18 protein-coding genes and 1 pseudogene are annotated in these 21,132 nt (G+C 70.4%); 11 read left to right on the top strand and 8 right to left on the bottom strand.

Going from position 1 to position 21,132, the window contains the following annotated elements; translation table 11 throughout:
• Window positions 1–2 precede the first annotated feature (2 nt).
• The 6 genes from ACRAS8_RS06220 (at window position 3) to ACRAS8_RS06195 (ending at window position 7,316) form a co-directional block, all read left to right on the top strand.
• Entirely contained in the window at window positions 3–824 is an 822-nt protein-coding gene (locus tag ACRAS8_RS06220) for an alpha/beta fold hydrolase (RefSeq protein ID WP_438484772.1), read from the top strand.
• Window positions 821–1,990, top strand: coding sequence for a glycosyltransferase (locus ACRAS8_RS06215; RefSeq protein ID WP_438484771.1), 1,170 nt, complete (start codon window positions 821–823; stop codon window positions 1,988–1,990). Before ACRAS8_RS06220 ends, ACRAS8_RS06215 begins: the two co-directional genes overlap by 4 nt.
• A 169-nt stretch (window positions 1,991–2,159) precedes the next feature.
• Window positions 2,160–3,728, top strand: a complete 1,569-nt coding sequence (locus ACRAS8_RS06210; RefSeq protein ID WP_438484770.1) for a hypothetical protein — start codon at window positions 2,160–2,162, stop codon at window positions 3,726–3,728.
• Window positions 3,729–4,305: 577 nt separating this feature from the next.
• The gene (locus ACRAS8_RS06205; protein ID WP_438484769.1) at window positions 4,306–5,643 is read left to right on the top strand and encodes an amino acid permease; all 1,338 of its coding nucleotides are present in this window, start codon (window positions 4,306–4,308) and stop codon (window positions 5,641–5,643) included.
• A gap of 436 nt (window positions 5,644–6,079) precedes the next feature.
• Entirely contained in the window at window positions 6,080–6,622 is a 543-nt protein-coding gene (locus ACRAS8_RS06200) for a GNAT family N-acetyltransferase (RefSeq protein ID WP_438484768.1), read from the top strand.
• A gap of 181 nt (window positions 6,623–6,803) precedes the next feature.
• The gene (locus ACRAS8_RS06195) at window positions 6,804–7,316 is read left to right on the top strand and encodes a GNAT family N-acetyltransferase (RefSeq protein WP_438484767.1); all 513 of its coding nucleotides are present in this window, start codon (window positions 6,804–6,806) and stop codon (window positions 7,314–7,316) included.
• 145 nt (window positions 7,317–7,461) lie between these two features.
• On the opposite strand, the gene ACRAS8_RS06190 is transcribed toward ACRAS8_RS06195, so the two are convergent.
• The gene (locus ACRAS8_RS06190; protein WP_438484766.1) at window positions 7,462–8,892 is read right to left on the bottom strand and encodes an MFS transporter; all 1,431 of its coding nucleotides are present in this window, start codon (window positions 8,890–8,892) and stop codon (window positions 7,462–7,464) included.
• Between the two features lie 375 nt (window positions 8,893–9,267).
• Here ACRAS8_RS06190 and ACRAS8_RS06185 point away from each other — a divergent pair, with 375 nt between their 5' ends.
• Both ACRAS8_RS06185 and ACRAS8_RS06180 read left to right on the top strand, forming a co-directional pair.
• On the top strand, window positions 9,268–9,831 hold the full coding sequence (locus ACRAS8_RS06185) for a TetR/AcrR family transcriptional regulator (protein ID WP_438484765.1): 564 nt from the start codon (window positions 9,268–9,270) through the stop codon (window positions 9,829–9,831).
• 22 nt (window positions 9,832–9,853) lie between these two features.
• Window positions 9,854–10,444 (top strand): NAD-binding protein, encoded by a 591-nt coding sequence (locus tag ACRAS8_RS06180; protein WP_438484764.1) that lies wholly within the window; start codon window positions 9,854–9,856, stop codon window positions 10,442–10,444.
• Window positions 10,445–10,613: 169 nt separating this feature from the next.
• Here ACRAS8_RS06180 and ACRAS8_RS06175 read toward each other — a convergent pair whose 3' ends face one another.
• From ACRAS8_RS06175 to ACRAS8_RS06145, 7 genes and pseudogenes are all read right to left on the bottom strand, one after another.
• The gene (locus tag ACRAS8_RS06175) at window positions 10,614–13,160 is read right to left on the bottom strand and encodes a DUF4118 domain-containing protein (protein WP_438484763.1); all 2,547 of its coding nucleotides are present in this window, start codon (window positions 13,158–13,160) and stop codon (window positions 10,614–10,616) included.
• A gap of 61 nt (window positions 13,161–13,221) precedes the next feature.
• Window positions 13,222–13,408, bottom strand: a pseudogene (locus tag ACRAS8_RS06170) (winged helix-turn-helix domain-containing protein); the annotation flags it as partial.
• 377 nt (window positions 13,409–13,785) lie between these two features.
• On the bottom strand, window positions 13,786–15,753 hold the full coding sequence (locus ACRAS8_RS06165; protein ID WP_438484762.1) for an amino acid transporter: 1,968 nt from the start codon (window positions 15,751–15,753) through the stop codon (window positions 13,786–13,788).
• Window positions 15,754–16,017: 264 nt separating this feature from the next.
• Entirely contained in the window at window positions 16,018–16,794 is a 777-nt protein-coding gene (locus ACRAS8_RS06160) for a GNAT family N-acetyltransferase (RefSeq protein WP_438484761.1), read from the bottom strand.
• Window positions 16,795–16,861: 67 nt separating this feature from the next.
• The gene (locus ACRAS8_RS06155) at window positions 16,862–16,939 is read right to left on the bottom strand and encodes a 50S ribosomal protein bL37 (protein WP_438490359.1); all 78 of its coding nucleotides are present in this window, start codon (window positions 16,937–16,939) and stop codon (window positions 16,862–16,864) included.
• A gap of 89 nt (window positions 16,940–17,028) precedes the next feature.
• The gene (locus tag ACRAS8_RS06150) at window positions 17,029–17,838 is read right to left on the bottom strand and encodes an SDR family NAD(P)-dependent oxidoreductase (protein WP_438484760.1); all 810 of its coding nucleotides are present in this window, start codon (window positions 17,836–17,838) and stop codon (window positions 17,029–17,031) included.
• Window positions 17,839–18,205: 367 nt separating this feature from the next.
• Window positions 18,206–18,739: a DUF1648 domain-containing protein gene (locus ACRAS8_RS06145; RefSeq protein WP_438490358.1), complete on the bottom strand. Its 534-nt coding sequence runs from the start codon at window positions 18,737–18,739 to the stop codon at window positions 18,206–18,208.
• 173 nt (window positions 18,740–18,912) lie between these two features.
• Between ACRAS8_RS06145 and ACRAS8_RS06140 the strand changes: the two genes are divergently transcribed.
• The 3 genes from ACRAS8_RS06140 (at window position 18,913) to ACRAS8_RS06130 (ending at window position 20,962) form a co-directional block, all read left to right on the top strand.
• Window positions 18,913–19,242 carry a PadR family transcriptional regulator gene (locus ACRAS8_RS06140; protein ID WP_438484759.1) on the top strand — a complete coding sequence of 110 codons (330 nt, stop codon included), beginning with the start codon at window positions 18,913–18,915 and terminating at the stop codon, window positions 19,240–19,242.
• 2 nt (window positions 19,243–19,244) lie between these two features.
• Entirely contained in the window at window positions 19,245–19,604 is a 360-nt protein-coding gene (locus ACRAS8_RS06135) for a DUF1048 domain-containing protein (protein WP_438484758.1), read from the top strand.
• 119 nt (window positions 19,605–19,723) lie between these two features.
• A complete protein-coding gene (locus tag ACRAS8_RS06130; protein ID WP_438484757.1) occupies window positions 19,724–20,962 on the top strand; it encodes a serine hydrolase domain-containing protein in 1,239 nt (412 codons plus the stop codon).
• Window positions 20,963–21,132: the final 170 nt, after the last annotated feature.

Genomic DNA, 21,132 nt, shown 5'->3' with positions numbered 1-21,132 from the left:
CCATGGCCATGATCGACGCAGGCGGCCTCACGGTCCACGTGGAACGGATGCCCGCGCGGACGACGACCGGCACGGCCCCGCCGCCCACCGTGGTGCTCATCCACGGGATGCTCATCGACAGCCTCATCAGCTACTACTTCACTCTGGCCCCCAGGTTCGCCGCCGCCGGGCTCGACGTGATCATGTACGACCTGCGGGGGCAGGGCCTCAGCGAACGGCCGCCGGCCGGCTACCGGCTGGAGGACCACCTCGACGACCTGGCGGCCCTGCTCGACCGGCTGGACCCGGCGGGCCCCGTGCACCTGGTGGGCAACTCCTACGGCGGAACCATCGCGTTCGGCCTCGCGGCGCGGCACCCCGGCCGGGTGGCCAGCGTCTCGATGATCGAGTCGGAGCCGGCCACCGGCGCCTGGTCCCGCAAGATGGCGGCCAACCTCGCGCGCGGGGCGGAGGAACTCGCCCGCGACGGCCTCTTCGAGGAAATCACCGAGAAGCACGGCAAGCACGTGACCAAACGCATCCGGTCGGCCGCCCGGCTGCTGCACTCCACCACCACGGCGCAGGACGTCCCCGCCAGCCGGGTCCTCGACGAGGACGCCCTCCGCGCGGTGGACTGCCCGGTGCTGGCCCTCTACGGGGCCGAGTCCGAACTCGCCGCGCAGGCAGGCTGGTTGGGGTCACTGCTGCCGCAGTGCCGCACCGTGGTGGTGCCGGACCAGGAGCACTGGCTCCTGGTCGGCGCCACGGAGCTGACCGGCGACCTGATCCTGGAGTGGATCCGCGCCCACCCGCCCGTACCGGCGGCCGAGGACGTGATCCGGTGAGCCGCTTCCTCTTCGTGGTGCCACCCCTGGCCGGGCACGTCAACCCCACGGTCGGCGTCGCCGCCGAACTGGCCCGGCGCGGGCACCAGGTGGCCTGGGCGGGCCTGCCGGAGATCGTCGGCCCCCTGGTGGGCGAAGGCGCGACCGTCTTTCGGTGCTCCTCCCCGGACCTGGCCGACCCCGCCCTGCTGCGGCCGCCCTCACTCCGCGGGCCGGCGGCACTGAAGTTCCTGTGGGAGCGGTTCCTCGGGCCGCTCGCCGAGCACATGGCGCCCGGAGTGCGGGCGGCCGTAGGGGAGTTCCGGCCGGACGTCCTGGTGGCCGACCAGCAGGCCGTCGCCGGCGGCCTCGTGGCCGAGCGGCTGGGGCTTACGTGGGCCACCTCGGCGACCACCACGGCGGGCTTCACCTCGCTGTCCGGCCTGCCGAAGGTCGACTCCTGGATCACTGGGCTGCTGGGGGAGTTGAGGCGGCGGATCGGCGACCCATGGAGCACCGCGGACCCCCGCCTGTCCGACCGGCTGGTGCTGGCCTTCAGCACCGAAGCCCTGGCCGGGCCGCTCCCGTCCGCCGGCGAACAGCTCCGGTTCGTCGGCCCGTCGCTCGCCGCCCGCCCGGCGGCGGACGACTTCCCCTGGCACCGGCTCGACCCCCGAACACCCACCGTGCTGATCACCCTCGGAACGGCCAACACCGAGGCGGCACCCCGCTTCCTCGCCGCGTGCGCCGAGGCGGTGCGCGGACGGCCGGACCGGGCGCAGGCGGTGATCGTCGACCCGACGGGCACGGTGCCGGAGTTCGCCGACCGGATACTGGTCCGCCCGCGCGTTCCCCAACTCGCCCTCCTGGAACGGTGCGACGCGGTGATCTGCCACGCCGGGCACAACACCGTGTGCGAGGCGCTCTGGAACGGCCTCCCTCTGGTCGTCGCGCCCATCCGGGACGACCAGCCCGCCGTCGCCGCCCAGGTGACGGACGCCGGAGCGGGCGTACGCGTCCGCTTCAACCGGGCGACCGCCGAAACGCTGGGCGCCGCACTGGACACCGTCCTCCGCGAGCCCGACTACCGCGAGGCGGCCGGAAGGGTGCGCGCGTCGTTCCGCGCCGCAGGGGGCGCCGCGGCCGCGGCCACACACCTCGAAGCCCTCGCGGCGGGAACGAAGTGACCCGCCGGCCCACAGCCCCTGCCGAACGAACAAGAGGTCCGCCCATGCCTGACCTGACGTGACATGTCTGACGTGACATGCCCCCGCCACCCCTCAGGCAGAGAATCAGCCCCTCTTACCGATCCACCCCCACCAATCCACCCACCAGTCCACGAGGATCCAGATCGCTGTGCGCAATCTCCGCAGAAAAGCAGCACTAGCACCCGTCCTGCTCACCTCCCTCTCCCTCGCCCTGGCCGGCTGCTCGTCATCGGGAAGCGGCCCCACCAACGCCTCGGACGAGGCGGCGAACACCAGTGAGACCACCCCTCGCCCCAAGATCGACTTCGGCCTCGACGCACCCTCCCCCAGGGGAGGCGAGCCCAGCGCGGTGGCCGTCCCGGCGGGCGGCGGCATCAAGGCGCACAAGTCGCCGGTGAAGGTCGACTCCATCGACCAGAACAGCGGGCGCGCCACCATCTCCCAGACCATCCCGCAGCCCACCCCGAGCGCGTCCGGTACGCCGGGACCGTCGGCGACGACGCCTGCGCCGAACAAGTCCGTCGCTCCTGCGCCGAACAAGCCTGTCGCTCCTGCGGCGAACAAGCCCGTCGCCGTGGGCGACATCGTCGCCAGCAAGCCCGTGCCCGGCGCGCCCAAGGGCGTCCTGGCCAAGGTCACGAAGGTGGAGAAGAAGACCTCGAAGGGCACCCAGGTCCGTACCGCCCCGGTCGATCTCTCCACGGTGCTGGGCGACACCAAGGTCACGAACAAGCTGCCCGTCGACCCCTCCGGCTTCAAGGTCGATTCGCTCGTCCCGGGGGTGAAGGTCTCCTGGGCCAAGCGGGGCAACGTCCACGCCGGACCCGAGGGCCTCAAGCTGCCCTTCGGCAGCCTGCGCGTCGACGTCGACACCTCGGTCGACACGGAGAAGAACGCGAAGGGGAAAGGGGTGGAAAGCCCCACCAAGGCGTCGCTCAAGGGCTTCGTCCAACTCGCGCCCGAGGTCGACTTCAACTACTACGGCCGCGGTTCCGGCGACGGCCCGTCGGGGGCCGGCCTGCGGCTGAGCGGCGACTGGTCCTCGGGGTTCCACTTCAAGGGGCGGACGGCCCCCACGACCAACGGCAAGCCGGTCCGGGTACCGTTCGCCATCCTGCACGCCAACCCGACCTTCTACATCGGTCAACTTCCGGTCACCGTCAACATCGACCTCACCTGCTACGTCCTGATCGACGCCGACGGCAAGGCGAGCCTTGACATCCAACAGGACCCGGTGAAGGGCGACTTCGCCCTCGGCTCCGCGTTCGGTCTGAGCGCGGGCTGGCAGCCGGAGGCCAAGGTGGACTTCACCCCGGCAACGCTGAAGGCGAGCGCCTCGGCCGCGGTCAACGCCAAGGTCCGGTTCGGCGCCGAGGCCAACCTCGGCCTCTACGGCAGCGTGGGCGTGAAGGGCGACGTCGCCGCACCGTACGTGCGCACCGAGGTCAAGGGCGGAGCCGGCGGGTCGACCGAGGGCAAGGCCGCGGCGAACGCCGACTGGAAGCTGTTCGCGGGAGTCGACCTGGAGGGATGGGCCATGCCCTATCTGAAGATCGGCGGCGTACAGGCACTTGCGATGCGCCTGCCGATGCCCAAGGTGCAGCACGAGGTGCAACTCGCCCACGGCAAGGGAGCCATACGGATCCCCCAGCCGCACACTCCGCAACACGACACGCCACCGGACGGCAAGCACCAGCCCGGCGGCAACAAGCCCTGACACCACTGACCCACCGCCCCTCCGCCCACCGGGCAACGCCGCGACGCAAGGCGTCGTCCGTGTGGGCCGGATGATGCGAGCGTGGGATCCCCCGTCGGGCCCCGTCATGTCTGACGGGGGTCCCACGCTCGAAGAACCTCGAAGAACTCCGCCGCCACCCGTCCATACCCGGACGTCACCGGCTGCGCCTGAAGCAACTGCCAGGACCGCGAGGTGGCGGGAGCCGGCGCAGCCCGGCCGGTTCGTCCAGTTCACCATCGACGATCGCGGACGGCGCGTCCGGCACCACGCCGTCGCGCTCCAGGCCCTTGGGCGGATCAGCAGGGCTTTCGCCGTTGCCGAAGGACAGTTCCGGCTGGAGGGCGCGGCGGGTGTGTGCACTCTGGTGGGTGAACCGGTGGTGTGAAGCTGTCTTTACTGGTTCTCGTCGGAGTACGGTCCGCGCAGGGTGTGCCGGGAAGTCTGGTCGGCGATACGGGCAGTCCTGCCCGCGCGGACCGGAAAGGCCACCCCCTTGATGAAGACCACCCGCCACCGCGGCGCTGCCCAGGCCGGCTCACGTGCCAGGGTGTCCAGGGTGTTCCACGCCAGGCCGGTGCTGCTGGTGGCGTTCGCGTTCGCAGTGATGGCCGACCCGGTGTCCTCGGTGGCCTATGCGATCGAGGCGGCGCTGCGGGCTCTGCACGGCGATCTCGACCTGCTGTTGCCGACGATGGCGCTGGTGGTCGGTCTGGTCGCTCTCGTCATTGTCAACTACCACCAGCTGGTGGCCCGTTACCCGGGCGGTGGCGGGGCTGCGGCGGCGGCCGGGGATGCCTTCGGGGAGGCGTGGGCGTTCGTTCCGATCGGTGCGCTGATCGTGGACTTCGTCCTCACGATCGCGATCAGTTCGGCCGCCGGAGCCTCCGCGGTCATCGCTTACCTTCCCGGCATCGCATCGTGGCGGATCCCTCTGGCACTGGGGCTGACGGCGGCGGTGGCGGGCCTGACCTGGTTGGGGCACTTGGGGCGGGCGGTCTTCGCCGCCATGACGCTCGCCTTCATCGCCATCACGGTTGCGGTGCTGACGGGGGGAATCGACGCTCCGGTGCACCCGAGTGGCACCATCACCCACCATGCCGCCCATGCGGCTCCGCTGTCGGTGGCTCTCGCGTTCCCGGTGGCGATGGCTCTGGCCACCGGTGTGGAGGCGCCTTCCTCGGCCATCGCCCAGCTCGGCCAGCTCGACGACGTCGGACGGCGACGGTTCGGCCGGATCACTCTGTGGCTGACCCTGCTCATCGTCGGCGGCCTCACCCTCGGCCTGACAGTCGAAGCGGTCCATCTGCGCATCGGGATCCCCGCACCGGACAGCACGCAGATCGCCGATCTCGCCCGCCGTGCCGACCCGGGCACGCGGTACGCGCTCTTCCAACTGGTCACCGCGCTGCTGTTGCTGTCGGCCGCGTCCTCCTCGTTCCAGGCGGGACCCGGGCTGCTCAAAGCCCTCGCGCGCCACCGCGGGCCAGGCGGCGATACGGGGGTCCTGCCGCGTGTGTGGGGGACCACCAACCGTCACCACACCCCTTACTGGGGTGTGCTGCTCTTCCTGGCCGTTTCCGGCGCAGTCATCTGCGCGGCCGGGGGCGAGGACCAGCGACTGGTGCTGTTCTATGCCGTGTCGGTGTTCATGTCCTTCCTCGCCGGGCTGATCGCCATGGCCCGCTTCTCCGCCCGCGACGGCGACCTCGCCCAACTCGCCGTGAATCTCGTCGGGGCCCTCGCGGTCGCCTTCGTCCTCGTGGCCAATCTCGCCCGCGGCGAACCGATCGCCTCCCTCGCCGCCGCACTTCTCATCGCCGGCGGCCTCTACTGGCTGTGGGTACGGGCAGGACGTCCGCGCGGTGTCCGTGATGTCACGGCCGAGGCCGAGTGATCCCCCGGCAGGTGGGGAAGTCCCGGAGGGCTCCGGACCGGGCGTCGCCGGCCTGTGACGGACCACGCGGTAGTCGACCGGACTTCAGCATGCAGGGTTCGTGAGGCTCCGTTGCGGAGTGCCGGGAAGTCTGGTCCGCAGCGTGACGGCAGAGCAGCCGCTGTCGACCGGGGCCCGGCACCGGCCGTTGCCGGCAGGGGTTTGTTGAAGTCCTTTGAAGCCAGCGCTCTGATCTGGTGACTGACTGATCAAGCCAGGAAAACGTGTTGCTCCGCCGGGGAGTGGCTACTACCGTCGCGTGAGCGCGACAGACGCGTGATCTTGGGATGGGGAGGTTGATGAATATGGCCGCCGTCGGCCCTCGTCAGCATGCCCTCATCCGGCCCGCGCGATAGCACAGCGCCGGCCGGGTCGTTCCAACGACCAGGAGAGACACGTGTCTTCCACTTCTTCACCCGCCCACGCCGACGTGCTCACCAAGCGCCTCGCCCTTCGGACCTGGACCCTGAGCGAGGCCACCGCGGTCCTCGACGACACCCGTTCCCGTTCCCCGCACTGGGCACACGACTTTCCCGCCGAAGGCGATCGTGTGGTCGCGGGCCTTCTCGACCAGTACCCCGCCTGGCTCGGCGCATACGGCCACCGTCTGATCATCGAGCGCGAGAGCGACTTGGTGGTGGGCTCGATCGGATTGTTCTGGCCGCCCGGCGACGGCGTCCTTGAGATCGGATACGGCATCGTCGCCTCCCGCCGCGGCCTGGGCTACGCCCCCGAAGCCACCCGGGCCCTGGCGGAGTTCGCCCTCACCACGCCCGATGTCCACACCGTGTCGGCCAATGTGGAACTGTCCAACCCGTCCTCGATCCGAGTGCTGGAGAAGGCCGGATTCCAGCGGTGGGCCACCGAAGAGAACGAGGAGAACATAGCCCGGTTCAGGCTCACGAGTCCGACTCCGAGTCCGGATCACTCACGGCGATGACCTCCCGGGCCCTGCAGGCTCTGCATGCAGGGCCCCAGTCCACACGGTCACCGTGCCCAGCGCGCCCGGGTATCTCCCACGTCCCGGGCTGTGGCCTGCTCTCCTCCTGCCCGCCTCACCGGAGCGTGCGCTCGCGGAGCGCTGCACACGAACATCACCCTGAAACGGATCTTCATCGATCATGAGCAGCACCTGGATCACGCGCGCTGAGACCAGCGCCGACATCCCCGCTATCCGTGCGATCGACCTCGCCGCCTTTCCCACAGCGCAGGAGGCCGACCTCGTCGACGCCCTGCGCACCGACCCGAGCGCCTGGATCAACGGACTGTCCCTCGTCACCGCAGAGGAGAACGGCAGCCTCGTCGGGCACGCACTGATGACGCGCTGTCACATCGGCAACGTCCCGGCCCTGTGCCTGGGACCGGTCGCCGTCCGGCCCGAACAGCAAAGTCGGGGCGCCGGCTCAGCTGCCGTTCAGGCCGCCCTGACAGCGGCCAAGGACGCGGGCGAGCACCACGTCGTCGTCCTGGGGCACCCGACCTACTACCCCCGGTTCGGCTTCACCCGCGCCTCCGCCCACGGCATCGGCCTGACCATCGATGTCCCGGACGAGGCCCTGATGGCCCTCACCCTCGACGCCGACCACCCGCTGCCCAGCGGAACCGTCCGCTACGCCGTACCGTTCGGCATCTGACGACCATCGGCAGGTAGGGCGGCTCGATGAACTCATACTTCTCATGAGTGAGTTGACTGTTCGTCATGCCCGGCAGCCCTACCGGGTTCCGCCCCCGCACGGGAGCGGAACCCGTGATGGATCACAACCTCCCCGGACAGCACACCTAGGGCTGAGGGCGTGGCAGCCGGGTAGCCACCACCGCGGAGGCCAGTGCACAGCAGGCCGCGGCGCCGAAGGCCAGCGCGTTGCCGTGGGCCAGGGCGTCAGGGCCTGTTGCGCCGCCCGCGGCCGGGTGTGATCGCGCGTAGGAGTCCGCTCCGGTGGTGGCCAGGGTGCTCAGGACGGCGAGCCCGACGGCACCGCTGACCTGGCGCGTGGTGTTCAGGATGCCTGCGGCGACTCCTGCGAGGAATGGCGGGACTCCGCCGGTAGCGCACGCCGTGATCGGGGCGAAGGCGGAACCGGCGCCGAGTCCGAAGACGACGCCCGGCAGGCCGACGGTCAGCGCGTAAGGGCCGCGCCCGTCGAGCGTCAGCGCCAGCGCGCCGAAGCCGGCTGCGGCCAGCGTCAGTCCGCCGATGGCCACGGCGCGGGCGCCGAACCGGGGGATGAGTCGTCCGGTCACCAGACCGGAGACCACCAACGCGAGGGCGGTGGGTAAGAAGCCCAGGCCCGCCCGGAGAGGGCTGTAGTGGTGGACGTTCTGCAGATGCAGGGAGACGAGGACCGGGCTGGCGAAGAAGGCCAGGCCGAGGAGGAACATGGTGGCGTTGGCGACCTGGACCGGGCGCTTGCGGACCACCGACGGCGAGACGAGGGGCTGCTCCGCCCAGCGCGTCTGTTGCACGGCGAAGAGGGTAAGCGCGATGGCTCCGGTGGCAACCGGGCCCCAGACACGGGGCGCGGCCCAGCCGTACTCGGTCGACTCCATCAGCCCGTACAGCGCGGCGGCCAGTCCAGCGGTGACCAGGATGGCGCCGGGCAGGTCGAGTCGCTGCCGGGGTGCGGGTGCGCCGTCCTCGCGCCGCTGTTCATTTTCCGGCGCGTCTCGCCGTACGTCGAACAGGACGCGCCAGGCGGTGGTGGCCGCGACCGCCCCGAACGGCAGGTTGATCAGGAACACCCAACGCCAGTCCAGGAGTTGGGTAAGTACTCCGCCCAGTACCGTCCCGGAGGCCGCGCCCACGGCGCCGACCGCGCTCCACACCGCCAGGGCCCTGGCTCTCCGTGGCCCCTCCGGAAAGGTCTGGAGGATCACGGACAGGGTGGTGGGCATCAACAGTGCCCCGCCCAGTCCTTGGACGGCTCGTGCGATGAGCAACGGACCGGTGTCTGTGGCCAGGCCGCCGACAGCGCTGGCCAGGGTGAACAGGGCGATGCCGGCCAGAAGGGTGCGGCGCCGTCCGTATAAGTCGCCGCAGCGCCCGCCGAGCAGCAGAAAGCCGGCGAAGGCGAGGGTGTAGGCATTGACGACCCAGGGCAGAGAGGTGGGTCCGATGCCGAGGTCGGTACGGAGGGAGGGCAGGGCGACGGAGACGATCGTGGCGTCCAGGATGACCAGGAACAGCACCAGGCAGGCCAGTGCGAGCAGCACACCCTCACGGACCTGGCGAATCGGTTGAACCGGTTGAACCGATCTGGCCCGTCGGGCGGGTTGGGGTGACATCGGTGATCGGAACGGGCGAAGCACGCGGCGTAATCGCGGAGTTCGGGACGTCCGGGCGGGCATGGCCTGCCGCACGGTCCTGGGCTGTGGAGCGGGTATGGGCTGTGGCGCGGGCATGGGGCGTCGTGCGGGCATGGCGGATCCTTCCGGAGGTGCGGAGGAACGGGGCGGCGCGGGGTCGGCCCCGGAACAGCGCGGATAGGCGCCGGAGACTCCTAGGTCACGGCAACAGATTAGGGCAACCTTAGCTATTTGTGAAACGCATTCATTAAATAGTGGTCGTGCCTCACTAGGCTGGTGGTCATGCGAGAGCCCACCCCCCGCCGTAAGCCCGCCGCCCGCTCCCCTCGTCCCGGTCGCCCCGCGGTGATCGACCGGGACCGCATCATCGCGGCTGCTCTGGAGCTGGACCAGGACACTCTCACCATGCAGGCGGTCGCGCGCCGCCTGGGCGTGGCGACCTCCGCGCTCTATCGCTGGGTGGGCGGCCGTGAGGAACTGCTTGATCTGGCCGGCGCCGAGCTGAGCCGGCGGATCGTGCCCCGGCGCGAACCCACGGAAGCCGACTGGCGTGACTGGCTGGCCGAACTCGCCCACGCGATCCGACGTGAGTTCCGCGCGGTGCCCGGCTTCGCCGCTCGCGCCCTCACCGGCGGGCACCGGGCGGCGGGGCATGACGCCGTCGAGCGCGGCGTGGTGACGGCCTTCACGCTTGGCGGGCTGCCGCCCGAACGCGCCCGTCAGCGTTGGTACGTCTTCGCGACCGCCATCCTGGGGTGGCTGGCCGCCGAGGAATCCGGGCGGTTCCCGGCCGACCCTCCGATGGAGTTCGACGCCTTGGTGGAGGTGTTGTTGGCGGGCGACTGAGCCGAGGGAGGCGCTGGTCATCGTGGACGGGCTCGCGCACCGGCTCGCGGTGACCCTGGACGCGGTGTGCGGTGAAGCGGTCGCCGTCGTGCTGCCCTCCAGGCGCGAGGGGCACGCACGGGAGATTGCCGCGCCGCACCGCGATCCACACTCCCCCGTCGAGCTGCTGGTGGCCGCCCGACCGGACGAGCAGACGCTGCGGGCGGCGGGAGTGGAACGGGTGGCCGCGCTCGTCCTCACCTACCGGGATGACCAGGTCAGCCTCACCGCCGCGTTGCCGGCTCGGAGCATCGACCCCACGGTCCGCCTGGTCATCCGCATGTACCACCGACAGCGCGGTGAGCATCTCGAACGGCTCCTGGACCGCGCCGTTTCGGCGCTCGGCCGGACCGGCGACACGGCGCTCCACATGTCCACCACCGTGCTGTCCGACACCGACACCGACACCGCGGTCCCCGAACTGGTGGCCGCCGCCGCGGTCGGGCAGGGGGACACGTTACAGGTGGACGGCCAGGTATTCCGCGGAGTCGTACGCCCTGCCCGTACCCCGACGCCACCACGCGCAGCCGCAGCGTCTCGGCGCTCGACGCGCTTCCCTTCGCCGCCGCCATGATGGGGCGTCATGTCCTGGGCGTCATGCCCGTCGTGGTGGTCTCGACCCGGCGTGGGCTGGACTTCCTGATGACGGGGGGCAGCCGCACCCGACGGCTCCGCGTGCGTAAGGGCTGCCCCGGTCCGCCGGGCACGTGGTCCGGCGGTCTGCCGGATGTCCGTGCCGCCGTCTACGACGTGACCGCGTCCGGGAGGTTGGGCGCGGCCGGCGGGTGACCGGCGGCGATGGGAACCGTGAGGACCATGGTCATGCCGCCGCCGGGGGTGTCCTCGGCGGTGAGGGTCGCGCCGATGGCCTCGGCGAAGCCGCGGGCGACGGCCAGGCCGAGGCCGACGCCTGCCCCGCGCGGGGCGTCGCCGTAGCGCTGGAAGGGTTCGAAGATGCGGTCCTTGGCGTCGTCGGGGACGCCGGGGCCGCGGTCGGCGACGCGCACTTCGACGCGGCCGCCCAGCGTGCTGGCCGAGACGCGGACGGGCTTGCCCTCGGGGCTGTATTTCACCGCGTTCTCGACGATGTTGGCCACCGAACGCTCCAGCAGGCCCGGATCGACGGCGATCATCGGCAGAACCTCGGGGATGTCGAGGATCACGCTGCCCTCCGGCACGCCGCCGAGAGCCATGGGCACGACCTCGTCGAGATCCACCTCGCGGATCAACGGCGTGACGGTCCCGGTCTGGACCCGGGACATGTCCAGAAGATTGCCGACGAGGTGGTCGAGGCGGTCGGCGCCCTCCTCGATGCCGGCGAGGAGCTCGGCCTGGTCCTCGTCGGACCATTCGACGTCGTTGGAGCGCAGGGAGGTGACCGAGGCTTTGATACCGGCCAGGGGAGTCCGCAGGTCGTGGCTGACGGCAGCGAGCAGGGCGGTGCGGATGCGGTTGCCCTCGGCGAGCTTCCGGGCGTGTTCGGCCTGGGATCGCAGGCGCTGGCGGTCGAGGACGACGGCGGCCTGGGCCGCGAAGGCCGCCAGCACGCGGCGGTCCTCGGCGGGCAGGACCCGGCCGGAGAGCGCGAGTGCCATGTGGTCGCCGACGGGCATGTCGACGTCCGCGTCCTCGGGGCGTACGAGCGGGCCGGCCTCGCCCACGCTGCCGGAGCAGGTCCAGGGGGCCGTCTCGGACTCCCGCTCCAGCAGCGCCACGGCGTCCATGGCGAAGGTCTCGCGGACTCGTTCCAGGAGGGCGTCGAGGGTGGTTTCGCCGCGCAGGACGCTGCCGGCCAGGAAGGAGAGGATCTCCGACTCGGCACGCAGGCGGGCGGCCTGGTGGGTGCGCCGGGCGGCGACGTCGACGACGGAGGCCACCGAGACGGCCACCAGCACGAAGATGACCAGGGCCAGGATGTTCTTGGGGTCGGCGATGGTGAGGCGGCCCACGGGTGGCGTGAAGAACCAGTTCAGCAGGAGCGAGCCCACCACGGCCGACGCCAGTGCCGGCAGCAGACCGCCGAGCAGTGCCGCCGCCACGGTCAGCGTCAGGAACAGCAGCATGTCGTTGGCGAGACCGAGTCCCGTGCCGATCCTCATCAGCATCAGGGTCAGCAACGCCGGTCCCGCCACCCCGGTCAGCCAGCCCCAGATGATCCGCGACCGGCCCAGCCGCGCGGTGCGGGCGACGGGGAGCCCGCGTCCCTTGGCGGCTTCCTCGTGCGTCACGATGTGGACGTCCAGGTCGGGTCCGGAGTCGCGGGCGACGGTGGCGCCCACACCGGGGCCGAAGACGTACTGCCACGCCTTGCGCCGGGAGGTTCCCAGGACGATCTGGGTGGCGTTCACGCCCCGGGCGAACTCCAGCAGCGCGGAGGGGATGTCCTCCCCCAGGACGTGGTGGAAGGTGCCGCCGAGGTCTTCGACGAGGGTGCGCTGGACGGCGAGTTCCTTGGGCGATCCGGAGGCCAGGCCGTCACTGCGGACGATGTGGACGGCGAGCACCTCGCCGCCCGCTCCCTTCTCGGCGAGGCGGGCGGCGCGCCGGATGAGCGTACGGCCTTCACTGCCGCCCGTCAGTCCGACGACGATGCGCTCGCGTGATCCCCAGATCCTCGAAACCCGGTGTTCGCTGCGGTACTCCTGAAGGTATTCGTCGACCCGGTCTGCCACCCACAGCAGCGCCAGCTCGCGCAGCGCGGTGAGGTTTCCGGGCCGGAAGTAGTTGGAGAGCGCCGCATCGACCTTGTTCGGCTGGTAGATGTTGCCGTGCGCCATGCGGCGGCGCAGCGCGTGGGGGGACATGTCGACCAGTTCGATCTGGTCGGCGCGGCGCACCACCTCGTCGGGGACGGTCTCCTTCTGCCGTATCCCGGTGATCGACTCGACGATGTCGCCGAGGGACTCCAGGTGCTGGATGTTCACCGTCGAGACCACATGGATCCCGGCTTCCAGCAGCTCCTCGATGTCCTGCCAGCGCTTGGTGTTGCGCGAGCCGGGGACGTTGGTGTGCGCCATCTCGTCCACCAGCGCCACGGCCGGTCTGCGTTCCAGGATCGCGTCCACGTCCATCTCGGTGAACACCGTGTCGCGGTAGTCCAGTTCCCGGCGCGGGATCTGCTCCAGGCCGTGCAGCATCACCTCGGTGCGCGGCCGGTCATGGTGCTCGACGAAGGCGACCACACAGTCCGTGCCGCGCTCGACGCGGCGGTGCGCCTCCGACAGCATCGCGTAGGTCTTGCCGACGCCCGGTGCGGCGCCGAGATATATCCGCAACTTGCCGCGTGCCACGTGGTCCTGCTCTCGGTGTCGAAGGGTGGTCGGAAGGGTGGTCAGGGGAAAGCCCGGGGTGTCAGGGGTCGAAGCGGTAGCCCTTGCCGGGCGCGGTGACGAAGTGCCGGGGATGCGCCGGGTCGGTTTCCAGCTGGCGTCTGAGCTGCACCAATGCAGACGCGGAGACAGCTGCCCGGTGTGGTGTGGGAAGGGCCCCATGCCTCCTCCAGCAACCGCTGCTGACTGACGAGCCGGCCGCTGTTGCGCGAAGACCGCGATTGTGGTGACCACGAAGGCCACTTCGACCATCGTGAGCTCCTGAGGAGAGGTACGGGCGAACGGACCAGGAGAGGGAACCGCGCCGTGGCTCGAACTCGCCCGTCGTTGACGTATCCCTTACGGCCATGGGGGCGACCTTGACGCATCTCTAACGCTTGCGAGGCAACCCTGGAAGCGACCGCGCGACTCGGCGAGAGCACTGACGGGGTGTCAACCGCCGGCGGTGGCTGCGATGGCTGCGGTGACCGGCAGCTCAGCGACACTCTCCGATCAGCTGTCCCGCCCGCGATCCCGCAGTCTGCTGCTCTGCACCACACCGAGGTGGCGATTCGGCCGTAGCGGGTTGGCTTCCAGGATCGCGGGTTCAGCCCACATGGACGCGGGGGCGGCGCTCGCGGTCGGGTTCCGCCTCGCGGAGGACTTCACGGGTGACGGGGGCGACTTCGCCCTGGCCGAACAGGAAGTAGCGCAGGAACTGGGCGAAGGGGTTGCCTTCGGTCCACTCGAAGTAGATGTGCGGTCGCTCGCCGGTCTCGTCGCGCACGTGCAGCAGCAGCGCGGCCAGCGCGTTGGAGACAGCCGAACTCTCCAGGCACAGCACGCGAAAGCGGCCGTGCAGCACCTCGCCCCGTACCCGCAGCTCGCTTTCGAACTCCGAGGGATCGACCACGGTCACCTCGACGAAGATGAGGTCGTCGGATGGCGGAAGGTCGTTGTCCGCGCGGATCTGCTGGAGCTTGTCGCGGTACTCCGCCACATCGCGCTGGTCGGGCTCGTTGGCGATGAACCGGATCTTCCGGTGGGCCGCGTCGCGGATGAACCGCTCGGCCATCGCGTCGAGCGCGACGCTCGTCACGCGCAGCTCGAAGGCACGGGCGAGACGGGAGAGAAACGACAGCAGGACGATGCCGGCGATGAAGCAGGCGCCGATCTTCACACCGTCCGGCCGCTCGATGACGTTGGCCACGGTCGTGTAGAGGAACACCACGGACACCACCGCGAAGCCGATCGTCCAACCGCGTTCCCCGGCCCGCCGGGCGGCAATCGTCACGGCGATCGCCGCGGAGCTGATCAGGACCAGCACACCGGTCGCGTAGGCACCGCCCTGGGCGTCCACGTCGGCGTTGAAGATCCAGGTCACCAGGAAGGCGACGGCGGTGAAGACCAGCACCATCGGACGCACCGCCCGGGCCCAGTGGGGCGCCATGCCGTAGCGCGGGAGGTACTGCGGCATGAGGTTGAGCAACCCGGCCATGGCCGAGGCGCCGGCGAACCAGAGGATGGCGATGGTGGAGAGGTCGTAGACGGTTCCGAACGGGGAGCCCAGGTACTCGTGCGCGAGGTAGGCCAGCGCGCGACCGTTCGCCGCCCCGCCGGGTTTGAAGGCCGGCTCGGGGATCAGCAGGGTGGTGACCAGGCTGGTGAGGATCAGGAAGACGCTCATGATCACGGCGGCGGTGGTGAGCAGCTTCTTCGCGCCGCGGATCCGTCCGGTGGGGCGCTCCTCGGTGTCGGTGGGTTCGCCTTCGACGTGGGGCATGACCGCCACGCCGGTCTCGAAGCCGGACAGACCCAGGGCGAGTTTCGGGAAGACCAGCAGGGCCACGCCCACCATCGCCAGGGCGTTGCCGTGTTGGGTGAGCAGAGCCCGGGACCAGTCGGGGACCACGTGCGGCGCGGCCAGGACGTGCCACAGCGCGGTGACGACCACGGCGACGTTGAGGGCGAGGTAAAGGCCCACCAGGGCGACCGCCACCCCGATCGCCTCCAGGAAGCCCTTGAGGAAGACGGCCCCGAGGAGCGCGACCAGGATCAGGGTGATGACCATCTGCTGGTCGTGCAGGACTCCACTGACGTGGGGGTTCTCCACCAGGTGGGTGGCGGCGTCGGCGGCGGAGAGGGTGATGGTGATCAGGAAGTCGGTCGCGGCGAAGCCGAGCAGGGCCAGCACGAACAGCTTGCCCTTCCAGAAGGACAGCAGTCGCTCCAGCATCGCGATCGAGCCCTGGCCGTGGGGGCTTTCCTCGGCGACCCGCCGGTAGACCGGGAGCGCGCCGGCGAGCGTCACGACGACCAGGACGACGGTGGCGACCGGTGACAGCAGTCCGGCGGCCAGGGCCGCGATGCCAGGCTGGTAGCCAAGCGTGGAGAAGTAGTCCACACCCGTCAGGCACATCACGCGCCACCACCGCTGCCCCTGATGGGCGCGCTGCGGGCCGGCGTGCGGACCGGGATGGCGCCTGGCCATATCGGTCAGCCCCTCCAGCATCCATGCCCGCAGGCGATGCCGCACGGACCCGGCAGCGGAACCGGCAGGGGCGGAGTCGGTCATCGTGAGCTCCTGTCGTACCACGAGCAGATCCAGCCATCGACGCGACTGCCAGGACAGGGTACGCAGGCATGGTCATCCCACCAAGGGATTCGTCGATATCGCGGCAACTGTCCCCTGAACTGTCCCCTGAACAGCCGTCGCGACGTCACGGGTACTGCCGGGGCGGAGAAACGGAGGCGGCCGTGGGCCGGACCGCGGCGGGCGCGGCCTCAGGCCGTGGCGGCCGGGGTACGCAGCATCAGGATTCCTCGGTGTCGGTGGTGTTCAGGCGGCGAGCCCCGCGACACGGCGCGCGGGCTGCCCGGTGCGGTAGTGCACGTACTCGTGCTCCAGGCGGAAGCCGGCGGTCCAGGCGAGGAGCCGGCTGGGCCGGTTGTCACGCGAACAGGTCCAGCTGGGGGTGCGACCACGGTCGGCGATGTCCTGGCACAGAGCCGTGACACAGGCCAGTGCCAGGCGCTGGCGGCGGTGTTCGGGAACGGTGAGGCAGGCGACGTCCTCGTATCCGCTGCCGCGGAAGTACGTGCAGGCCAGGGCGAGGACACGGTCCTTCTCGAAGGCCGCCCAGCCGTGCCCGGAGGCGGCGAGACCCGACGCGCCGCCCCAACTGGCGTGAATCCAGGCCGACTCAGGGCCCAGTGCGGCGATCGCGGCGGCATCCGCAGACCTCAGCCGACGCACCGTCACCCCACGGGGCGGGCGCGACGGCACCACCGGAACCCGGTGCACGTACCCCATGCGCTCCCACGGCACGAGGTCGTCGAAAGCGCAGCCCAGCAGGGGGAGGAAGCGAGCCGGTGCCTGGACGTAGTGCGCGGTGAAAGGGGCGAGGCCGAGCGGGGCCAGGGCGGTGGGTTCGCCGCGGAGCAGCAGGTGGTCGGCGCAGGCCACCGCGACGGCTCGGGGACTGACGGGGCGGTCGGCCCACCAGTGGCCGACTCCAGGGGCCAGCGCGTGTTCGGCCAGCGCCGTCGCCCCAGGAGGCCCGGCGGCGAACCAGTGGGACACTGCGGTGGCTTGTTCGGGGGAGAGCTTGATCACGGTGGCTCCTTGCGATGCTCGCGGGGTGCACCGGGCGGGGCGTCCGGTCGCCGCCCCGCCCGGTGGTTCAACTCTGGCCGGCCTTGCTGCCGTGGTTGGCCTTCTTCTTGCGGCGGGTTCTCTTCTTGCGGGCGCGCTTGGACATGGGTGTACGGGCCTTTCGTTTCGTGGCGTTTCGCGGGAGGCCGCTCGTGGGAGGCCGCCTGATGCGGCCTCAGCCGGTGGTGTGTCGGATCAGGCGTGCTGGCCGACGAGTTGGTCGGCGAGCTTGGTGAGGCGCTTGATGGTGCGGTCCTCGGTGGCGGCGGGCGCCGGGTCGACGTGCTGGTCGCGGTCGTAGTAGGCGCCGTTGACCAGCTCGGTGGCCGGGTCGCAGAGCCGGACCACATGGGCCGCGCCGGCGGCCGCCGGGTCGCCCTCGACGCCGTAGAGGGACAGCAGGCCCGTCTCGCAGACGCCCGGGTGGACGGAGACCGCCGTGACCCGGGGGTCGGCGGCGAAGACGGTGAGTGCGAGCTGGGACTGGGCGTAGGCGGCGAGCCGGGAGTAGCGGCGGGCGCGCTGCGGGTCGTTCCACTGGATGGAGGCGGTGCGGTGCAGCGACGAGGAGACGTTGACGACGCGGCCGCCGGCCCCGCTGGTGAGTGCCGGTTCGAGGAGACAGGTCAGCAGGTAGTGGGCGAGGAAGTTGACCTGGAGGGCGATCTCGTTGCCGTCGGCGGTGAGGGTGTGGCGTTCGGGCGCGGCGATGGCGGCGTTGTTGACCAGGACGTCCAGGCGGGGGTGTGCGGCGATGACGCGGCGCGCCATCTTCTCGACCTCCTCCAGCTGCGTGAAATCCGCGGAGAACGCGCACAGTTGGGCGGCGTCGATGCCTTCGTTGGCGACGAGTGCGTCGGTGGCTGCCTGGGCGTCCTCGGCGGTGCGGCCGTGTACGAGGACGGTGGCGCCGCGGTCGGCGAGCTGGCGGGCGGTCTCGTAGCCGATGCCGGAGGTGGCGCCGGTCACCAGGACGGTACGGGAGGAAAGGTCGAAGACGGACATGATCCATTCACGGGAAGAAGGGTAAAGGGGGGCGAGTGCGCCGTACTGGCTGCCGCTGGGGGCAGCGGAATACGGGCGCACAGGAGCGGGGCGCCTGCTCAGGTCAGGGCGCCCCGTCCGAATGCGGGAGAGGTCTCAGCGGGAGGCGGAGCTCTCCGGGCAGCGCGGCGCACGACACGGGACCCCCGGATGAGGAGGACGGTCGAGCAGGAGCCAGGCGCTGTTCACCCCTTCATCAAATGGTGCCCCGCACCCGCCTTCAAGAGGGCCGCACCGCTTTTGACGCACCCCTGATGAATCCGGTGGTCTGATCCACCGGTACGTACTTCCCTACGTCGGCCGTGTCCTCAGTTCATCGGCCGTGTCCTCAGGTCGCAGGCGTGCGCCGGTCGCGCATCGCGGCCGCGACCGTCACGGCGGTGCCGGCGAGGAGCGGCAGAAGCATCGCCGCGAACAGCCAGCCGGATACCTCCTGATCGGGCGTCGAGCGCCACAGCACTCCGCAGCCGATCAGGAGTGAGACTCCCGTGCAGGCGTTGAGCACCAGCAACGCCCGGGCGGTGCGGAGTGCGGAGGCGCGCGTGCGGGGCCGGTTGAGCGAGGACCTGACCAACCCCTCGCCGAATGATGCCGCTTCCTTCGGCAACTCGGCCTGTGGAGTCACCCGCAGCGTCAGCTCGGCGCAGGCGGTCACCAGCACCGTCACCCCGACGTGGACGAACACCAGGACAAACGCGCTGCCGATCGACCGCTCTGTCCAGGCGTCCACCCCGTCGCTGCCGATGTGCCGGGGTATCCGGCTCGGCAGGTGTGGGTAGCGGAGGACGCCCCAGAGGAGCAGCGCGGCGAGCAACGCGGCATTGGGAAGCAGCCAAAGCCGGACGGGACGTGAGAAGACCATGGGCATGGGACCGATTGTCCGACGACGACGAGTCCGTTGCCCAGCTTGTCGCCGGCGGCCTCGGCACCGTTCCGGCTCGCAACTCCGCTATTCCGTCTTGCTAAGTACTAGTAGTCAGTGTTACGTTCTACCAGTACTCAACGACACCGAATAGCTCGGGAAGGAGGTGTTCCATGGCCAAGCTGCTGACGGAGATGCTCAAGGGCACGCTGGAGGGCGTCATTCTCGCGTCCCTGTCCGGCCGGCCCGCCTACGGCTACGAGATCACGGCACGGCTGCGGGAGCAGGGTTTCTCCGACATCGCCGAAGGGACCGTCTACGCGCTGCTCATCAGGATGGAGAAGCGGGGTCTCGTCGACGTGGAGAAGGTCCCCTCCGAGAAGGGGCCGCCCCGCAAGGTGCACTCCCTCAACGCTCAAGGGCGGGAGTACCTCGAAGAGTTCTGGAGGACCTGGAGCTTCCTCACGGAACGACTGGAGCAGCTCCGCGAAGGGGGAAAGTGACCATGTCCGAGGTCGAAAAGAGCGGCATCATCGCGAAGGTGATCGGGCCCAAGAAGCGCTGGCGGGCGTACAAGGCGCGCGTCAAGGAGCTTCCCGAGAACCACCGCACGGCGGTCGAAGCGATCGAGCGGTACCTGATGCACTTCGTGCCGGCCGACAGCGACAGCGCCGAGTCGATGTTCGAAGACCTCGCGGACCTGTTTGAACGGGCCGCGGCGGACGGAACGTCGATCCGCGAGATCGTCGGCGAGGACCCGGCGGAGTTCGTCAAGACATTCGCCCAGAACTATTCGGAGGGCGGTTACGTCCCCGCCCGCGCGCGGAAGCAGCTGACCGACGCCATCGAGCGCATCGCCGGCTAATCCTCGCCCGTCGGCGGCGGCTTCAGGACGGCGGTCGCCGGCCCCATGAGCGCCACGCCGGGACGGGTCTCGCAAGTTCGAACACTGTGTGTATCCAACACTCTTATGCAGGGGGATTGATGAGGGGAACAGGCAAGAGCGGCTTCTCCGAGGCAGGGTTGCGCAGGCTGCGCGAGGTACTGGCGCGGTATGTCGACTCCGGGCGGATTCCCGGGCTGGTCGCCCTGGTCAGCCGGGGCGAGCAGACGCACGTCGAGGCGATCGGGACGATGCGCCATGACGGTGGCGCGCCGATGCGCCGGGACACGATCTTCCGGATGGCCTCGACGACCAAGCCGGTCGCGGTCGCGGCGGCGATGGTCCTGCTGGACGAGTGCCGGCTGCGGCTGGACGACCCGGTAGACCCGTGGCTGCCGGAACTGGCCGACCGGCGGGTGCTCAAGCGGCCCGACGGCCCGCTGGACGACACCGAGCCGGCGCGACGCCCGATCACCGTACGGGACCTGCTCACCTCCACGTTCGGGCTCGGACTGGATATGACGGCGATGGGCTCCCCGATGATGGGCGCGCTCTTCGAGCGCAGGGTCTACGGCGAGAACGGATGGCTGCTGCCGGCGGTCGAGCCGGACGAGTGGATGCGCCGCCTGGGCACACTGCCGCTGATGTACCAGCCCGGCCAGCGGTGGCAGTACAACATCAGCAACGACGTGCTCGGGGTGCTGGTGGCCAGGGTCACCGGCCAGTCCTTCGAGACGTTCCTGCGCGAGCGCATCTTCGCCCCGCTGGGCATGAAGGACACCGCCTTCCACGTGCCCGCCGACAAGATCGACCGGCTGCCGCCCCTGTACGCCCCCGATCCGCAGACCGGACAGTTCACCGTGGAGGACCCGGCTGAAGGGGGACACCACAGCAAGCTCCCGGCCTTCGCCTCGGGCGGCGGCGGACTGGACTCCACCGCCGACGACTACCACGCCTACTTCCGGATGCTGCTCAACGGCGGCATGCACGCAGGCGAGCGGATCCTGTCCCGGGCCGCCGTCGAGCTGATGACCACCAACCGCCTCCCGGCCGAGCAACTGGCCGCCCGAGAAACCCTGGCCCGCAACGCCGTCCACCTGGCCTACGGCCAAGGCCAACACGGCGGCTGGGGCTTCGGGATGGCGGTGCGCACCTACCGGGGTGACTACGCACCCATCGGCCAGTTCGGCTGGGACGGCGGATCCGGCACCACCACCTACGCCGACCCGCACAACCAGCTCGTCGGCATCCTGCTCACCCAGGTCGGGATGTCCACCCCGGACTCGGCGCGAGCCATCCACGACTTCTGGACCACGCTCTACCAGGCAATCGACGACTGACCCGCCTGCCTGCCTGGTCGAGGCCGGTCCGATAGCAGACCTCGACCAGGCTCGGGCTCGGTCCTACGGAGGGTACGTCGCGGCGCACTGGGCCAACCGGAATCCGGACCGTGCCCTGGGCGCGGTCCTGGTCGACGGCGGGGCACCGTACGACTGGATGGACGAGGCCA

This window comes from Streptomyces sp. S186, assembly GCF_051603415.1.
Taxonomy (GTDB): domain Bacteria; phylum Actinomycetota; class Actinomycetes; order Streptomycetales; family Streptomycetaceae; genus Streptomyces.
This window is presented reverse-complemented; position numbering and strand designations above follow the sequence as displayed.